This is a genomic window from Flavobacterium galactosi (genome assembly GCF_048158585.1).
GTDB lineage: Bacteria > Bacteroidota > Bacteroidia > Flavobacteriales > Flavobacteriaceae > Flavobacterium > Flavobacterium galactosi.
The window spans coordinates 115,534-132,062 of the sequence record NZ_JBLNKV010000007.1 but is presented as its reverse complement, the minus strand read 5'-3'; the positions used below and the strand labels follow the sequence as shown (position 1 = coordinate 132,062).

At 33.2% G+C, this 16,529-nt stretch carries 15 protein-coding genes; 12 read left to right on the top strand and 3 right to left on the bottom strand.

Going from position 1 to position 16,529, the window contains the following annotated elements; genetic code table 11:
• Window positions 1–197: 197 nt before the first annotated feature.
• From hisG to ACM55M_RS15380, 12 genes are all read left to right on the top strand, one after another.
• On the top strand, window positions 198–1,055 hold the full coding sequence (gene hisG / locus ACM55M_RS15435) for an ATP phosphoribosyltransferase (RefSeq protein WP_416858559.1): 858 nt from the start codon (window positions 198–200) through the stop codon (window positions 1,053–1,055).
• Between the two features lie 86 nt (window positions 1,056–1,141).
• Window positions 1,142–2,434: a histidinol dehydrogenase gene (gene hisD, locus ACM55M_RS15430; protein WP_416858558.1), complete on the top strand. Its 1,293-nt coding sequence runs from the start codon at window positions 1,142–1,144 to the stop codon at window positions 2,432–2,434.
• The gene (gene hisC, locus ACM55M_RS15425) at window positions 2,424–3,479 is read left to right on the top strand and encodes a histidinol-phosphate transaminase (protein ID WP_416858557.1); all 1,056 of its coding nucleotides are present in this window, start codon (window positions 2,424–2,426) and stop codon (window positions 3,477–3,479) included. Before hisD ends, hisC begins: the two co-directional genes overlap by 11 nt.
• Before the next feature lie 16 nt (window positions 3,480–3,495).
• The gene (gene hisB / locus ACM55M_RS15420) at window positions 3,496–4,632 is read left to right on the top strand and encodes a bifunctional histidinol-phosphatase/imidazoleglycerol-phosphate dehydratase HisB (RefSeq protein WP_416858556.1); all 1,137 of its coding nucleotides are present in this window, start codon (window positions 3,496–3,498) and stop codon (window positions 4,630–4,632) included.
• Window positions 4,633–4,709: 77 nt separating this feature from the next.
• A complete protein-coding gene (hisH, locus tag ACM55M_RS15415; RefSeq protein WP_416858555.1) occupies window positions 4,710–5,291 on the top strand; it encodes an imidazole glycerol phosphate synthase subunit HisH in 582 nt (193 codons plus the stop codon).
• A gap of 134 nt (window positions 5,292–5,425) precedes the next feature.
• Window positions 5,426–6,154 (top strand): 1-(5-phosphoribosyl)-5-[(5-phosphoribosylamino)methylideneamino]imidazole-4-carboxamide isomerase, encoded by a 729-nt coding sequence (hisA, locus tag ACM55M_RS15410; RefSeq protein WP_416858553.1) that lies wholly within the window; start codon window positions 5,426–5,428, stop codon window positions 6,152–6,154.
• Window positions 6,148–6,903, top strand: a complete 756-nt coding sequence (hisF, locus tag ACM55M_RS15405; RefSeq protein ID WP_416858551.1) for an imidazole glycerol phosphate synthase subunit HisF — start codon at window positions 6,148–6,150, stop codon at window positions 6,901–6,903. The genes hisA and hisF overlap by 7 nt, the downstream gene beginning before the upstream one ends.
• A 30-nt stretch (window positions 6,904–6,933) precedes the next feature.
• Window positions 6,934–7,533, top strand: coding sequence for a bifunctional phosphoribosyl-AMP cyclohydrolase/phosphoribosyl-ATP diphosphatase HisIE (gene hisIE / locus ACM55M_RS15400; RefSeq protein ID WP_416858550.1), 600 nt, complete (start codon window positions 6,934–6,936; stop codon window positions 7,531–7,533).
• A 138-nt stretch (window positions 7,534–7,671) separates the two neighbouring features.
• A complete protein-coding gene (locus ACM55M_RS15395) occupies window positions 7,672–8,802 on the top strand; it encodes an alpha/beta hydrolase (protein ID WP_416858549.1) in 1,131 nt (376 codons plus the stop codon).
• A gap of 91 nt (window positions 8,803–8,893) precedes the next feature.
• Window positions 8,894–10,327, top strand: coding sequence for a leucyl aminopeptidase family protein (locus ACM55M_RS15390; protein ID WP_416858548.1), 1,434 nt, complete (start codon window positions 8,894–8,896; stop codon window positions 10,325–10,327).
• Between the two features lie 3 nt (window positions 10,328–10,330).
• Window positions 10,331–11,545, top strand: coding sequence for an ATP-grasp domain-containing protein (locus tag ACM55M_RS15385; protein ID WP_416858547.1), 1,215 nt, complete (start codon window positions 10,331–10,333; stop codon window positions 11,543–11,545).
• Between the two features lie 41 nt (window positions 11,546–11,586).
• Complete coding sequence (locus ACM55M_RS15380) at window positions 11,587–13,242, top strand: M1 family metallopeptidase (protein WP_416858545.1); 1,656 nt, start codon at window positions 11,587–11,589, stop codon at window positions 13,240–13,242.
• A 208-nt stretch (window positions 13,243–13,450) separates the two neighbouring features.
• Here ACM55M_RS15380 and ACM55M_RS15375 read toward each other — a convergent pair whose 3' ends face one another.
• From ACM55M_RS15375 to ACM55M_RS15365, 3 genes are read right to left on the bottom strand one after another with little or no spacing between them, the layout of a single operon-like run.
• Complete coding sequence (locus ACM55M_RS15375) at window positions 13,451–14,326, bottom strand: sugar phosphate isomerase/epimerase family protein (RefSeq protein WP_416858543.1); 876 nt, start codon at window positions 14,324–14,326, stop codon at window positions 13,451–13,453.
• A 19-nt stretch (window positions 14,327–14,345) separates the two neighbouring features.
• Window positions 14,346–15,239 (bottom strand): hydroxypyruvate isomerase family protein, encoded by an 894-nt coding sequence (locus ACM55M_RS15370; protein WP_416858542.1) that lies wholly within the window; start codon window positions 15,237–15,239, stop codon window positions 14,346–14,348.
• 11 nt (window positions 15,240–15,250) lie between these two features.
• Entirely contained in the window at window positions 15,251–16,492 is a 1,242-nt protein-coding gene (locus ACM55M_RS15365) for a nucleoside permease (RefSeq protein ID WP_416858541.1), read from the bottom strand.
• Window positions 16,493–16,529: the final 37 nt, after the last annotated feature.

Here is a 16,529-nt window from a genome sequence, read left to right as displayed (position 1 = left end):
TACAATTACATAAAACATGTTAACAAATAAATTACATCACCATCATTTTCATTATTGCTCTCAGGCGATGTGTTAATGTTATGTGTGTAAATCATCATAATCTAAAAACCCGTTTGAGTACATCAAGCGGGTTTTTTATTGCCTGAAATTTGTACTCAATCATAATATTCTAAACAAAAACAAAAACTAAACAAAAAATGAGTACACTAAAAATTGCAATTCAAAAATCAGGACGTTTAAACGAAGACAGTATTCAAATTCTAAAAGATTGTGGAATTTCTATAAACAATGGAAATGACCAACTTAAAGCATCAGCTTCCAATTTCCCGTTAGAAGTGTTGTATTTAAGAAACTCCGATATTCCTCAATACTTAATTGATGGAGTCGTGGATGCTGCGATTGTTGGCGATAATCTTTTGGTTGAAAAAGGAAAAAATATTGAAGTTGCGGAAAAATTAGGTTTTTCTAAGTGTAAAGTTTCTGTAGCGGTGCCTAAAAATTTCGAATACAATTCGGTAAAAGATTTGGATGGATTGCGAATTGCCACTTCATATCCAAATACTGTTTTAGATTTTTTTAATTCTAAAAATGTAACTGTTGATTTACACCAAATTTCAGGTTCGGTGGAAATTGCTCCAAATATTGGTCTTGCCGATGCTATAGTAGATATTGTTTCTAGCGGAAGTACTTTGTTTAAAAATAATTTGAAAGAAGTAGAAGTTATTTTTAAAAGTGAAGCAGTTTTGGCTGTTTCTCCAAAAATAACAATTGAAAATAAAGCTATTTTAGACAAATTACAATTCAGAATCCAATCCGTTTTAAGAGCACGTAAATCAAAATATATTTTGATGAATGTACCAAATGATAAAATCGAGCTTATCAATCAAATTTTACCTGTATTGAAAAGTCCAACTGTAATGCCTCTTGCACAAGAAGGTTGGTCCAGTGTACACACTGTTATTGAAGAAGATCGTTTTTGGGATGTTATTGATCAATTAAAAGATGCTGGAGCCGAAGGAATTTTAGTTTGTCCAATTGAGAAAATGGTGCTTTAAAAGTTTTAAATTATAACGTATTCTATTTAAGAATTCCTTGCGAACTTTGCGAAACCTTTGTGAACTTTGCGGTTAAAAACAACACAATGAATAAAATATACAATCCAAAACCAGAAACTTGGTCTTCTATTTTAGAGAGACCTACTAAAACTGTTGATGATATTGAAGCAACAGTAAAAGAAATTTTCAAGGAAGTACAAAAGAAAGGTGATCTTGCTGTTGCAAAATACACGTCGCTTTTTGACGGTGCATCAATCGAAAAGTTAGAGGTTTCTAAAGCTGAAATTGAAATGGCTATTGCATCCATTTCTTCCGAATTAAAAGAGGCTATTCAACTGGCAAAGACAAATATAAAAAAATTCCATTCTGCTCAAAAAACAAATAGAGTAGTAGTAGAAACTATTGAAGGAGTAAATTGTTGGCAGGAAAAAAGACCAATCCAAAAAATTGGTTTGTACATTCCCGGTGGAACAGCTCCATTATTTTCGACAGTGTTAATGCTTGCTGTGCCTGCAAAAATTGCAGGCTGTAACGAAATTGTTTTGTGTTCTCCTCCCGATAAAAGCGGAAATATAAATCCAGCTATTTTATATGCTGCAAATTTATGTGGCGTAACTAAAATTTTGAAAGTAGGAGGAATTCAAGCTATTGCAGCAATGACTTTTGGAACGGAAACGATTCCTAAAGTGTATAAAATATTTGGACCCGGAAATCAATTTGTAACTGTTGCTAAACAATTGGCAACGCAATTTGGCGTGGCAATCGATATGCCTGCCGGCCCATCCGAATTGTTGATTGTGGCTGATGATACCGCTGTTCCAGCTTTTGTAGCATCTGATTTATTATCACAAGCAGAACACGGAGCGGATAGCCAAGTTATTTTGGTTTCAACATCAAAAAAATTAATTGATGCTGTAGAAACAGAAATCCAAATTCAAATGGATTTACTTCCAAGAAAAAATATTGCTGAAAAAGCCATTGCTAATTCTAAATTGATTTTTGTGGAAAATGATACCATTGCTCTTGAATTAATCAATGAATATGGCCCAGAACATTTTATCATTTGTTCTGAATTTGATGATTTTTACAGTAACGGTGTTCATAATGCCGGTTCCATTTTTATAGGAAATTATACCCCTGAAAGTGCCGGTGATTATGCATCAGGAACCAATCATACCTTGCCAACCAACGGTTATGCAAAAAATTATAGCGGTGTAAATCTGGATAGTTTTACTAAAGCAATGACTTTTCAAAAAATAACTAAAAAAGGAATACAAAACATCGGTAAAGCTATCGAAATCATGGCAGAAGCGGAAGGTTTGCAAGCACACAAAAATGCAGTTACATTACGATTAAAAGCGATTGAAAATGAGAAATAATTTTAATATAAATAATTTAGTCAGAGAAAACGTAAAGCAATTAAAACCATATTCTTCGGCACGCGATGAATTTGAGGATTTTGATACCGCAGATATGATTTTTTTGGATGCCAATGAAAATCCGTTTGAAAATGGTGTAAATCGGTATCCGGATCCTCAACAAATGAGTGTAAAAGGAATTTTGGCAAAACAAAAAAATGTCAAAACGAATCAAATTTTATTGGGTAACGGAAGTGATGAAGTGTTGGATTTATTATTCAGAGCTTTTTGTGAACCAAAAACAGATAACGTAATCACTTTACCGCCAACCTACGGAATGTATGGTGTTTTGGCCAATATCAATGCAGTAGAAAATAAGGAAGTATTGCTTTCTTCCGATTTTCAACCGCAAATTGAGAAAATCATGGAAGCTGTTAATGAAAACACTAAAATCATCTTTTTGTGTTCGCCGAATAATCCAACCGGGAATTCATTTTCGGATGAAAGCGTAGCTTATTTATTGAAAAACTTCAATGGTTTGGTTGTGATTGATGAAGCGTATATTGACTTTTCAAAAAAAGAAAGCTGGATCAATGAATTAGATGAATATCCAAATTTGGCCATTACTCAAACACTATCAAAAGCGTATGGTTTGGCAGGAATTAGATTGGGTATTTGTTATGCATCTGCGGAGGTAATTTCGGTTTTGAATAAAATAAAACCGCCGTATAATGTAAATGAATTGACTCAAAAAAGAGCTTTGGACAGATTAGATAATTCAGAAAAAATAAAATTTGAAATTGAATCTATAATAGCGCAAAGAGAAGATTTACTTAAAGTATTACTTAATGTAAATTTTGCTAAAAAAATCTATCCAACTGAGGCCAATTTTATTTTGATAAAAGTGGATGATGCCAATAAAAGATATGATGAATTGATTGCAAAAGGAATCGTCATTAGAAACAGAACAACCCAACCGTTATGCAACAATTGTTTGCGTTTAACCATTGGAACCGAAATAGAGAATAAAAAATTAATAGCAGCATTACAAAGCCTAAGCGCTTAGTTTAAATAATTATATAATGAAAAAAATACTTTTTATAGATCGTGATGGAACAATGGTTTTAGAACCAAATAATTACCAATTAGACAGTTTCGAAAAATTAGAATTTTATCCTAAAGCGTTTCAATTCCTTGGAAAAATCGCCTTGGAACTAGATTTTGAACTAGTAATGGTTACGAATCAAGATGGTTTGGGAACTGATTCTCATCCTGAAATCAACTTTTGGCCCGTTCATAATTTAATTATGAAAGCATTTGAAAATGAAGGAGTTGTTTTCAAAGAAGTATTAATTGACAAAACATTTCCGCACGAAAATGCACCGACACGCAAACCTGCAACAGGTTTATTGACAAAATATATTGATAATCCCGAGTATGATTTAGCAAATTCATTCGTAATAGGAGACAGAATAACTGATGTTGAATTGGCAAAAAATTTGGGTTCAAAAGCTATTTTTATCAATACAGACGAAGCTTTAGGAGGCGACGAAATTGCTTCAAAAAGAGAAGAGCTCGACTCCGTTATTGCTTTACAAACTACAGATTGGAAAGTAATTTATGAGTTTTTGAAATTAGAGGAACGTTCTGCTTCGATTGAGAGAAAAACAAACGAAACGGATATTTATATCAAGTTGAACCTTGACGGAACCGGAAAAAGCAAAATCGAAACAGGAATTGCTTTTTTTGACCACATGCTGGACCAAATCGCACGTCACGGACAAATGGACTTGGAAGTTCTTGTAAAAGGTGATTTGGAAGTTGACGAACATCACACGATTGAAGATACAGCGATTGCTTTGGGTGAAGTTTTTGCAAAAGCATTAGGAAATAAATTAGGTATCGAACGCTACGGTTTTTGTTTGCCAATGGACGACTGTTTAGCACAAGTGGCTATCGATTTTGGAGGTCGAAATTGGCTGATTTGGGAAACCGAATTCAAACGGGAGATGGTAGGAAAAATGCCAACGGAGATGTTCTATCATTTCTTCAAATCATTCTCAGATGGTGCTAAAGCCAACATCAACATCAAGGCGGAAGGAACTAACGAACATCACAAGATTGAAGCCATTTTTAAAGCTTTTGCAAAAGCAATAAAAGTAGCGGTAAAACGTGACACGGAGAAGATGATTTTACCATCAACAAAGGGAATGCTCTAAAAAATTATGAATTATAAATTATGAATTATTAAGTGCTAAATCCTTAATGAAACTTAATTTATTAATGGTTAAAAAGAATGAAAATAGTAATCATAAATTACGGCGCAGGAAACATTCAAAGCATTATGTTTGCCATCGAAAGATTGGGATTCAAAGCAGTTTTGAGTAATAATCCAGACGAAATTAAAGCAGCTGATAAAGTTATTTTTCCAGGTGTTGGAGAAGCAAGTTCAGCAATGAAAATGCTTTTAGAAAGTGGTTTGGAAACTTTGATTCCAACCTTAAAACAACCTGTTTTGGGAATATGTCTGGGCATGCAATTGATGTGCAACAAATCGGAAGAAGGAAATACAAAAGGTTTGGGGATTTTTGATGTTGATGTGATTAAGTTCACACCAAAAGTGAAAGTACCACAAATGGGCTGGAACCAAATTTATAATCTAAAATCACCTTTGTTTAGTGGTATTGATGAAAACGAATACATGTATTTGGTACATAGTTTTTATGTGCCAAATTGTCCCGAAGCCATTGCAACAACAGACTATGAAGAAGAATACGCCTCAGCTTTACAGAAAGATAATTTCTACGGAACACAATTTCACCCAGAAAAAAGTGGTGATATTGGAGAACAAATTTTAGCTAATTTCTTGAAGTTATAAATTTTAATGACAATGGCAAAATTCAATAGCAATAACAATGAGAATAGTAAGTGAGATTGCTTCGTTCCTCGCAATGACAAATCTGAAATCAAAAATCGTTAATCAAAAATCGTTAATCTTCAATCTAAAATCCAATGAGAATAATACCTGCAATAGATATCATAGAAGGAAAATGTGTTCGCTTGTCAAAAGGCGATTACAATACTAAAATTATATACAATGAAAATCCGCTTGAAGTGGCCAAATCATTTGAAGCACACGGAATTGAATACTTGCATTTGGTTGATTTGGACGGTGCAAAGTCAAGCCAAATTGTTAATTATAAAATACTGGAACAAATAGCTACACAAACCAAATTGAAAATTGATTTTGGCGGCGGATTAAAATCGGATTCCGATTTAAAAATTGCTTTTGAAAGTGGTGCGAATCAAATTACCGGCGGAAGTATTGCCGTGAAAAACAGAGAACTATTCGAAAAATGGATTGCTGAGTATGGTTCTGATAAAATCATTTTGGGAGCAGATGCTAACAATGAAAAAGTAGCAGTTTCAGGTTGGTTAGAAGATTCAAATGAAGATTTGATTCCATTCATCCAAGAGTATAAAAGGAAAGGAATTCAGCATGTAATTTGTACTGATATTGCCAAAGACGGTATGCTTGAAGGACCCTCTTTTGATTTATACGCTAAAATTTTGGCGGAAGCCAATGGCATAAAATTAATAGCTTCAGGAGGAATTTCTACTTTTGATGAGTTGCCAAGACTAGCCGAATTAGGTTGTGAAGGTACTATAATAGGAAAAGCAATTTATGAAGGAAGAATTTCATTGAAACAATTGGAAAATTATATATTAGAAAAATGTTAACAAAAAGAATTATTCCCTGTCTCGATATAAAAAACGGAAGAACCGTAAAAGGTGTTAATTTTGTGGATTTACGTGATGCAGGAGATCCGGTAGAATTAGCGAAAACATATTCGGATGAAGGTGCAGATGAATTGGTTTTTTTGGATATTTCGGCAACGGAAGAAAGAAGAAAAACCTTAGTTGATTTGGTTCGTAAAGTAGCTTCAACTATCAATATTCCGTTTACCGTTGGCGGTGGAATTTCATCAGTTAGTGATGTTGAAGTATTGTTGCAAAACGGAGCGGATAAGGTTTCTATTAATTCATCGGCGGTGAAAAATCCGCAGTTAATTAATGATTTGGCACAAAAATTTGGAAGTCAATGTGTCGTTGTTGCGATTGATGCCAAACAAATTGATGGGCAATGGATTGTTCATTTAGTAGGCGGAAAAGTGCCTACAGAATTAAATTTATTTGATTGGGCCAAAGAAGTGGAGCAAAGAGGAGCAGGTGAAATCTTATTCACATCAATGGATAATGACGGAACTAAAAACGGATTTGCTAATGAAGCTTTGGCTACACTTTCAGGCTTAGTTAATATTCCGATTATTGCTTCTGGAGGTGCAGGAAACATACAACATTTTGTAGATACTTTTCTGGAAGGAAAAGCTGACGCAGCATTAGCGGCAAGTGTATTTCATTTTAAAGAAATTGAAATCAAAACATTAAAAAAAGAACTTAAAAACAACAATATCGAAGTTAGGATATAACAATCCTAAATCGAAAATCCTAAATTACAAATGAATATAGATTTCTCAAAAAACACAGACGGATTAATTCCTGCCATAATTCAAGATAGCGAAACCAAAACGGTTTTGATGTTGGGTTTCATGAATGCCGAAGCATATCAAAAAACGGTTGACACTAAAAAAGTAACTTTTTATAGTCGTACGAAACAAAGACTTTGGACAAAAGGTGAGGAAAGTGGCAATTTTCTGAATCTGATTAACATCAAAAACGACTGTGATAATGATACTTTATTGATTCAGGTAAAACCAGAAGGACCAACGTGCCATAAAGGTACAGATACGTGTTGGGCTGACGAAAACAAAGCAGATTATGGTTTTATTTCGAATTTAGAAGATACAATCCAACTTCGACGAGAAAATGCGGATTCAGAAAAAAGTTATGTGGCTTCCTTATTTAATTTAGGGATGAATAAAATTGCACAGAAAGTAGGTGAGGAAGCGATTGAAGTAGTTATTGAAGCCAAAGATGACAATGATGATTTGTTTTTGAGTGAAAGTGCTGATTTGCTTTTCCATTACCTTATATTGTTGCAAGCCAAAGGATTTAAGCTAAATGATGTTGTGGAAGTTTTAAAAAGTCGCCAAAAGTAAAATTCATCAAATAATTTTCACTAATAAAAACCCAATAGGAAATCATTTGCTATTGGGTTTTCTTTTTTCTTTTATTTCAAATCGCAATCCACTATATTTACTATTTATTTTTAAAATACAAGTAGTACAATGCAAGTGATGAATTCAAATAATACCAAATTTACCTACGAATTAAATAATTCAATACTAAATACTGGACTACATATAATCCTTACAACTGACGAAGATGATGTGAGACCCGTATATATTTCAGGGAATTTTAATCAATGGCGTACTCAGGACAAAGAATTCATAATGGAGAAAATCGGTATTGGTTTGCATCATTATAAATTTCCACATGATTTTGATTATCCTGCAGAGCTTTTGTATAAATTTACGAAAGGAGATTGGAGTGAAGTAGAAATTGACATCCGTGGAAATCGTACCGAAAACCGTTCAACACACAATCATACGGGCATTCAAAAAGAACATGTAGCGCGATGGAGAAAAAACTGGTTGCCGTTTAAGCAATCTTTTTTACCGCAAGTTCAGTTGATTTCAGATGAATTTATAATTCCACAACTCAATAAAACTAGAAAGATTTGGGCCTTGTTGCCTCATGATTATGACAATTCAAGTGAAAGTTATCCGGTTATGTATTTGCAGGATGCCCAAAATTTATTCAATGAAGCAGCTGAATTTGGCAATTGGGAAATTGATAAAAAACTGGCAGTTATGTCAGAATATAAAATTGGAAAAATTATAATTATTGCTATAGAACATGCCGAAGAAGATCGAATAAAGGAATACAATGTTGGCAAAACAGTATTAGGGAAAGGACAAGGCAAAAAATACATTCGATTTGTAACAGATACTCTAAAACCATACGTAGACAGTAATTTTCGAACTAAAAAAGAACGGGAATTTACTGGAATAGGAGGAAGTTCTATGGGGGGATTAATTAGTGTTTTTAGTGGATTGCGAAACCCCGAAGTTTATGGAAAATTAATGATATTCTCGCCATCACTGTGGGTAGTTCCAGAATTAAAAATCAATTCTAAAAAAGCCAATTCAGCCGATACAAAAATCTATTTGTATGCTGGTGGAGATGAAAGTACAACAATGATTGAGCATGTAAAAAAGTTTCAGGAAGATTTGATTTCAAGCGAATTTGTAAAAGACAAATCAAAGATTAATTTAAGCATTAACAGACAAGGGAAACATAGTGAAACCTATTGGAGCGATGAATTTCCTAAAGCAATAGAATGGTTATTTTTTAATACAAAATAAACGTAGAGACGCGATTTATTGCGTCTAAAATAAATAAAGCGTAATGCATTTATAACGTTTCAATCAATAAGCAAAAAAATTAAAAGAACAAATGAAAACAAATACAGTAGTAAACTTAGATAATTTTTCAGGAACAATTTTAATTCCGGCTTTTGAAACGTACTCAAAAAGTATTGTTCCTATCGCGTTTAATGGATTAGAAATTACTTCTAAAGTTTTTTTTGGCAAAAAAGACACCCATTATTTAGCTGAAAAGGATAACAATGCGTATGTTTTTATTGGTTTAGGAAAAGAGATTGACTATAAATCATTAAAAACTATTTTCCGTCGTATTTCATCAAAACAAAAAGATAATTTTAGTTCAAATATAGCTTTAGTTATACCGGAACAAATTACTCAGGATCAGGTGGAAGCTATGATTTCTGGTTTGCTTTTAGGTACTTATAATTTAGGTCATTTTAAATCAGATAAAAAGGAACATCCTTTTTTAGATCCTGAATTTACATTGAATTTGGTTTCTGAAAAGGATTATTTGGTAACTGCCAAAAAAGGAATTAAAATTGCCAAAGCACAACTGGCAACCTATAATTTGGTCGATTTGCCACCGAATACAATTAATCCAAAATACTTGTCGAATTGGGCTAAAGAGACTGGCGAAAAATATGGATTTGATGTAGAAATTCTAGGTTATGAAGCTTCAAAAATTGCAGGTCTTGGCGCATTTTTGGCGGTAGGAAAAGGAAGTGATAATGAACCACAATTTATCATTATGAATTACACTCCTAAAGATAAAGTGGAGCACATAAAACATGTTGGATTGGTGGGAAAAGGAATAACTTTTGATACGGGTGGATTAAATATAAAAACGGCAGGAATGGTCCACATGAAATGCGATATGGCTGGCGGTGGTGCAGTATTAGGAGCGATGCAACTTATAGCCGATTTACAATTGCCGGTGAAAGTTACCGCTATTGTTCCTTGTGCCGAAAACTCGGTTGACAGCAAATCCTTTTTACCTAGTGATGTAATTCACAGTTACAGTGGACATTCAATAGAAATAATTGATACTGATGCTGAAGGCCGACTCGTTTTAGCCGATGGATTATCGTATTTAATTAAAAATTTCAACCCGGAATATATTGTTGATATTGCAACCCTTACAGGAAGTAGCGTTGGTACTTTTGGTTATGAATGTGGTGCTTTGTTTACCAATAATGAGGAAATATCAAAGAAATTGCAAGAAAACGGAGATGCAATTGGAGAGCGTTTGTGGCCTTTACCACTTTGGGATGTTTATAAGTCTGACATTGAAAGCGATATTGCCGATGTCAAGAATTATAGTGGAAAACCAGTTGCCGGAGCAATAAGCGCAGCTAAATTTTTAGAATATTTTACCCAAGAGCACAAAGCTTGGGCACATCTTGACGTTGCAGGCGTAGCATTTGGCGATGATGAATTTGCTAAAAGTAAACATGCTACAGCATATGGAGTTCATTTATTAACTAAATTCATAGAAAATTTATAACGTATGGAAAACTCTAAAACCTTCCTTTGTATTTCAAATTATTTTAAGGGTGCTGATTTTTTAATTAATTTAAAAAAGTTAGGCAACAAAGTCTATTTAGTGACGAGTGAAAAACTGAGAGACAAACCATGGCCACATCAATATATTGATGAGATTTTTTATATGGAAGGTCAAGATGTCGATTGGAATTTAGAGCATTTATTATTAGGTGTTGGAAATTTCATGAAGTCTACAAAAATTGATGCCATTGTGGCTTTGGATGATTATGATGTAGAAAAAGCAACTTATCTCAGGGAAAATCTTCGTATTGACGGAATGGGACAAACTACAGGTCGCTATTTTAGAGATAAACTTGCCATGCGCATGAGAGCGAAGAGTTGCGGTATTTCAATTCCTGCTTTTTGTTCCTTATTTAATGATCATGACATCAATACTTTTGCTGATACGATTCCCGCTCCATGGGTTTTGAAACCTCGTTCGGAAGCTTCTGCAGCCGGGATTATAAAAGTATATGACAAGGAGAGTTTATGGATTCATATTAATGAAATGGGGAATAATAGATTCAAATATTTATTGGAACAATTCAAACCTGGAGATGTGTATCATTGTGACAGTTTAATTTCGGATAGTAAAGTAATCTTTAGTTTGACTTCAAAATATTTGGCTACACCAATGGAAATTTCACAAGGTGGCGGTGTTTTTCGTTCTGCCAATATTCCTTATGATTCTGATGATGATAAAGCCATCAAAAAAATAAATGAACAAGTATTGAAAGGCTTCGGATTGAAACATGGTGCTGCTCATACTGAATTTATAAAATGTAAGGAAGATGGGAAAATCTATTTTCTGGAAACGTCATCTCGAGTAGGAGGTGCACATCTGGCAGAAATGGTTGCCGAAGCCTCCAACATTAACTTATGGAAGGAGTGGGCAGCAATTGAAGATGCTTTGGTAAAAGAAAGTAAAAACACTTTACCAAAAGTAAAAAAAGGATATGCCGGAATTGTTTTGACTTTGTCTAAATTCCAGCATCCGGATTTATCATCGTTTTCTGATCCTGAAGTTTGCTTCAGAGTTCCGTTGGAATATCATGCGGGACTTATTGTAAAATCAGATAAACAAGAAAGGGTTTTAGAACTATTAGAAGATTATGGAAATCGCTTAGCTACTGATTTTACAGCTATAGTGGAACAAAATTCGGTTTCAAAATTACATTAATTCATTCATTTGTAAAAACAATTTATATTTATTTTAAATTCATGAAAAGATATTTAAGTCTCATTTGTTTTTCATTTCTTATTTTTAATAGTGCAAATGCACAAGGGCTTCTTGGACATAAAGAACAAGTTTTCACCAGACAAGATTCATTACGAGGAAGTATTACTAAAGAAAGAGCTTGGTGGGATGTAAAATATTATCACTTGGATATTAAAGTAAATCACAGTGACAGCACCATTACAGGTTCTAATTCCCTAAAATATTTAGTATTAAAAGAATACAATACCATGCAAATTGATTTGCAAAATCCAATGATGATTTACAAAGTCATTCAAGATGGCGTAGCTTTAAAATACAAAAGAGAAGGAAATGCTTTTTTTATTGAGTTGATAGCTCCTCAAAAAATTGGTTCAACAAAAGAACTTACTCTGTTTTATGGTGGAAAACCTAAAGTTGCCATAAATCCACCTTGGGATGGTGGGATAACTTGGAAAAAAGACAACAACGGGAAGCCTTTTATTGCTTCTTCTTGTCAAGGCTTAGGTGCTAGTGTTTGGTGGCCGAACAAAGACCATATGTATGATGAAGTAGAAAGCATGCTAATCAGCGTAAATGTTCCAAAAGGTTTAATGGATGTTTCCAATGGTCGTTTACAAAGTGTAAAAGAAATGAATGATGGAACGAGAACATTCAATTGGTTTGTGTCAAATCCCATCAATAATTATGGCGTAAATATCAATATAGGTGATTATGTCACTTTTTCAGAAAAATACAAAGGGGAAAAAGGATATTTAGATTGTACTTATTATGTATTGAGAGACAATCTCACCAAAGCGAAAAAGCAATTTCAAGATGTGCCTCGAATGTTGAAAGCTTTCGAGCATTGGTTTGGACCTTATCCATTTTATGAAGATAGTTATAAACTGGTAGAAGCTCCTTATTTAGGAATGGAACATCAAAGTAGTGTAACGTATGGCAATGGTTTCAAAAATGGATATTTAGGAAGAGATTTGAGCGGAACGGGTTGGGGTTTAAAGTTTGATTACATCATTATTCATGAATCAGGTCATGAATGGTTTGCCAATAACATCACTTATAAAGATGTTGCTGACATGTGGATACATGAAAGTTTTACGGATTATTCTGAAAGTCTTTTTCTGGAATATTATTATGGCAAGGAAGCGGGATATACTTACGTAAGAGGAATTAGAAAAAATATTGCAAATGATAAACCAATTATTGGTAACTATGATGTAAACAATGAAGGTTCAAATGACATGTATTACAAAGGAGCAAATATGCTACACACTTTGCGCCAAATTGTAAATGATGATACCAAATGGAGAACTATTCTAAGAGGATTAAATAATACTTTTTACCATCAAACGGTTACCACAAAACAAATCGAAGATTACTTAAGTCAACAAGTTGGAATAGAGTTAAATCCATTCTTCAACCAATATTTGAGAGACATTAGAATCCCAACATTAGAATATTTTTTCAAAGACAATCACTTTGGGTATCGTTGGACAAATTGTGTTCCAAATTTCAATATGCCAGTAAAAGTAACTTTGAATAGAAAAGAAGAATTACTGAAACCAGAAACGGAATGGAAGGGAATTCCAGCTAAAACTGAAAATCCAAAACTAGAAATTGACAAAAATTTTTACGTGGCAGGGTTTAATATAACGGAGTAACATATAGAGAAGAGTTGTATTATCTAATAAAAATAGAGGTACAACTTTTTTATTTCTTCAAAATAGATTTTAAACTCATATTGCAGATACTTTACCAATTCGTAAAATAAAAAGGAAATTTTCAAATAGACCATAAATTTTTCAGCTTTAATGAACTATTGGAAAACTTCCTTTTCGTTTGTAATGAAGTCCGTTTAAATGTTAGTTTTTAGAGTAAATTCTCCTTAACATAAGCACAACTTGCTTTTACGGATTCCATAGGATTTGGATAATAATTTGTTTCATGTTCTACAAAGAAATGTTTCATTCCTGAAAGTTTTGCTTGTGCAAAAATGGATTTAAAATCAATTGCACCTTTTCCTATTTCAGTATTCCATTCTGGTTTCGCTTTGTCCATGTCTTTTACATGCCACATTTTAAAACGTCCAGGATTTTCTTTGAATAATTTTAATGGATCATTTCCAGAACGAACCACCCAGTATAAATCCAATTCAAAATCTACTAATTTTTTATCCGTTTCATTCAATAAAATTTCATAACCAGTTGTTGATCCAAATTTAGTAAATTCAAAATCATGATTGTGGTAGGCTAATTTTAAACCAGAAGCTTTACAAAGTTCAGCAGCTTTATTTACTTTATGTGCTAGTTTTTTATAGTCATCACCTCCATTTCCACGTAAATCTGGAGACAGCCAAGGTACTACTACATATTCGCTATCAAGTATATTAGCCGCTTCAATGGAAGCTTTTAGAAAATCAGCTGAATCATCTTTTATGTATTTACTGAAATCATAATGGCCACTTGGTGCTTTTAAACCGTTATCGCATAAAATCTTATGAAAATCTTTTACAGATGTTCCAAAATATCCTTTTTCTGCGGAAAAACCAAAGGTTTCAACTTCACTAAAACCTGCTTTAGCTACTTTCTCCAAAGTGCCTTTTACATCTTTAGGAAATTCTTCTCTTAAAGAGTAAAGCTGCAAACCCACATTTTTTTTCATAGTTCCAAAAGCAAATGAAGGCGCTATTGCTAATGCTCCTAATGCCAAACCACTATTTATTATAAAATCTCTTCTTTTTATCATGACTTAATTTTTTTATTAGTTAAATATCACAAATAGTGATAGCTTTTTTCAAAGAACCAATTTTATCTGGATTTTTGGGTATAAATTCTTGCCCCACAAATCCTTTAAAACCAGTTTCTGCAATAGCTTTCATTATTGCAATATAATTTAGTTCTTGTGTTTCGTCAATTTCATTTCGTCCAGGAACACCGCCAGTATGAAAATGTGTAATATACTGATGGTTTTCTTGTATAGTCCTAATTACATCACCTTCATCGATTTGCATGTGATAAATATCATAAAGGAGCTTGAAATTTTCAGATTTTAAACGCTTTGCTAATTCTACTCCCCAAGATGTTTTATCACATTGATAATCTTTATGATTAATTTTACTGTTTAAAAGCTCCATTACCAGAGTTACATTATGCTTTTCAGCCAATGGAATTAATTTTTGCAGACCAATTACGCAATTATTCCAACCTTCTTCATCTGTCTTGTCTCTTTTGTTTCCACTAAAGCAAATAAGATTTTTATATCCTGCTTTTGCCACTAGCGGAATCATTTCGGTATAATTCTTTATTAGCGTTTCATGGAATTTAATATCGTTGAAACCATCAACCAAATTAATCTCGGCTCCATTACACATGGTTGAAACAAGATCATATTTCTTCAATGTTGGCCATTCTTTAGGACCAACTAAATCTATTCCTGTGATTCCGATTTTTTTTGCTTCGATACAAAGTGTTTCTAAGTCAAAATCTTTAAAACACCATCGAGCCACAGAGTGATTTATCCTTCCTTTTAACATACCTGATTGTGTTTCTGTTTCGTTTTTTGGCATAGCCAAAGCAGAAAATCCGGAAGGAATACTCAACGCTGCTGTTCCAGCGAGAATTCCTTTTATAGCCGATCTTCTATTTAAATTTGTACTCATATTTTTGTTTTTTATACTGCAGGAATTTCCTTTTCTGTTTTAGTTTTATCATTAAATAAAAGAGCAAAAAGTAAAAATACTGCAAGAGCAATTCCTGCTGGAATAATCCAAACCATTTTCCAATCTATAGAACCATCCAACGTTTTGTAATTATCAGTTATCCAACCCGCAACACCAAAACCTACTAACATTCCTATACCATAAGTAGCTAATGTTATCAAGCCTTGAGCAGCACTTTTATATTTTTCACCCGCTTTTGAGTTAGTGTATATTTGACCCGATACAAAAAAGAAATCATAGCAAATACCGTGTAAAGCAATACCTATAATAAGCATAAAGCTCAATTCACTTCCATTACCATAAGCAAACAAGACATAACGAATTGCCCAAGCTAACATACCAACCAAAATAGTTTTCTTAAAACCAAAACGAGTGAAAAATACCGGAATTAATAATAAGAATAATGCTTCTGATATTTGGCCAATAGCCATTTTTCCTGTTGGATTTTCAACTCCTGCTTCTGTTAAAAATGGGTGTGCATTTTGATAATAAAAAGCTAGTGGAATACAAATTAGAATTGATGAGATAAAAAAGACAGCGAAATTTTTATCTTTTAAAAGTTTTAAAGCATCAAGACCGATAATGTCACCAATTTTAATTTTTTCGGTTGCAGCAACTTTAGGTGGTGTTTTAGGTAATGAAAAACTAAATATTCCTAAAATAAAAGCAGCGATTCCTGCCAAAAGAAACGTATTTTTAAGCAATCCCTGCGTAACACCTTCTGCAGAATCCCAATGAAATAAGAAGCTTATCGATAATCCTGCTAAAATCCAACCGATTGTTCCCCAAACTCTAATATTTGCAAATTCTTTTTCGGGATCATTCATTTGATTAAAAGAAACTGAATTTACAAGTGCCAATGTAGGCATATATAAAATCATATATCCTAAAACATAAGAATAGAAAAAAGTTATGTCATCTGAAACGTACATTTGATACATCAAAAATGCTCCAATTATATGAAGAATACCTAAAATTTTCTCGGCATTGAAATAGCGGTCTGCAATCAAACCAATAATAAAAGGTGCTATGATGGCACCCCAAGATTGGGTTGAAAAAACGGCTGCTGTTTCTGAACCTGAAGCATGTAAATTACTTGAAAGAAAAGTTCCTAATGTTACAAACCATGATCCCCAGATAAAAAATTCTAGGAACATCATTATAGATAATTTAATTCGGATTTTGGTATTCATTGGTTTTAGGTTAGTTAATATAAATTATTTAATAGTT

What these genes read in the sequence shown, in the direction of transcription:
- ACM55M_RS15380 (WP_416858545.1), top strand. Translation starts at nt 11,587, where the DNA reads ATGAAAAGATATTTAAGTCTCATTTGTTTTTCATTTCTTATTTTTAAT.
- ACM55M_RS15385 (WP_416858547.1), top strand. Translation starts at nt 10,331, where the DNA reads ATGGAAAACTCTAAAACCTTCCTTTGTATTTCAAATTATTTTAAGGGT.
- ACM55M_RS15370 (WP_416858542.1), bottom strand. Translation starts at nt 15,239, where the DNA reads ATGAGTACAAATTTAAATAGAAGATCGGCTATAAAAGGAATTCTCGCT.
- hisC (WP_416858557.1), top strand. Translation starts at nt 2,424, where the DNA reads ATGAGAAATAATTTTAATATAAATAATTTAGTCAGAGAAAACGTAAAG.
- ACM55M_RS15390 (WP_416858548.1), top strand. Translation starts at nt 8,894, where the DNA reads ATGAAAACAAATACAGTAGTAAACTTAGATAATTTTTCAGGAACAATT.
- hisB (WP_416858556.1), top strand. Translation starts at nt 3,496, where the DNA reads ATGAAAAAAATACTTTTTATAGATCGTGATGGAACAATGGTTTTAGAA.
- ACM55M_RS15395 (WP_416858549.1), top strand. Translation starts at nt 7,672, where the DNA reads ATGAATTCAAATAATACCAAATTTACCTACGAATTAAATAATTCAATA.
- hisA (WP_416858553.1), top strand. Translation starts at nt 5,426, where the DNA reads ATGAGAATAATACCTGCAATAGATATCATAGAAGGAAAATGTGTTCGC.
- hisIE (WP_416858550.1), top strand. Translation starts at nt 6,934, where the DNA reads ATGAATATAGATTTCTCAAAAAACACAGACGGATTAATTCCTGCCATA.
- ACM55M_RS15375 (WP_416858543.1), bottom strand. Translation starts at nt 14,326, where the DNA reads ATGATAAAAAGAAGAGATTTTATAATAAATAGTGGTTTGGCATTAGGA.
- hisF (WP_416858551.1), top strand. Translation starts at nt 6,148, where the DNA reads ATGTTAACAAAAAGAATTATTCCCTGTCTCGATATAAAAAACGGAAGA.
- hisG (WP_416858559.1), top strand. Translation starts at nt 198, where the DNA reads ATGAGTACACTAAAAATTGCAATTCAAAAATCAGGACGTTTAAACGAA.
- ACM55M_RS15365 (WP_416858541.1), bottom strand. Translation starts at nt 16,492, where the DNA reads ATGAATACCAAAATCCGAATTAAATTATCTATAATGATGTTCCTAGAA.
- hisD (WP_416858558.1), top strand. Translation starts at nt 1,142, where the DNA reads ATGAATAAAATATACAATCCAAAACCAGAAACTTGGTCTTCTATTTTA.
- hisH (WP_416858555.1), top strand. Translation starts at nt 4,710, where the DNA reads ATGAAAATAGTAATCATAAATTACGGCGCAGGAAACATTCAAAGCATT.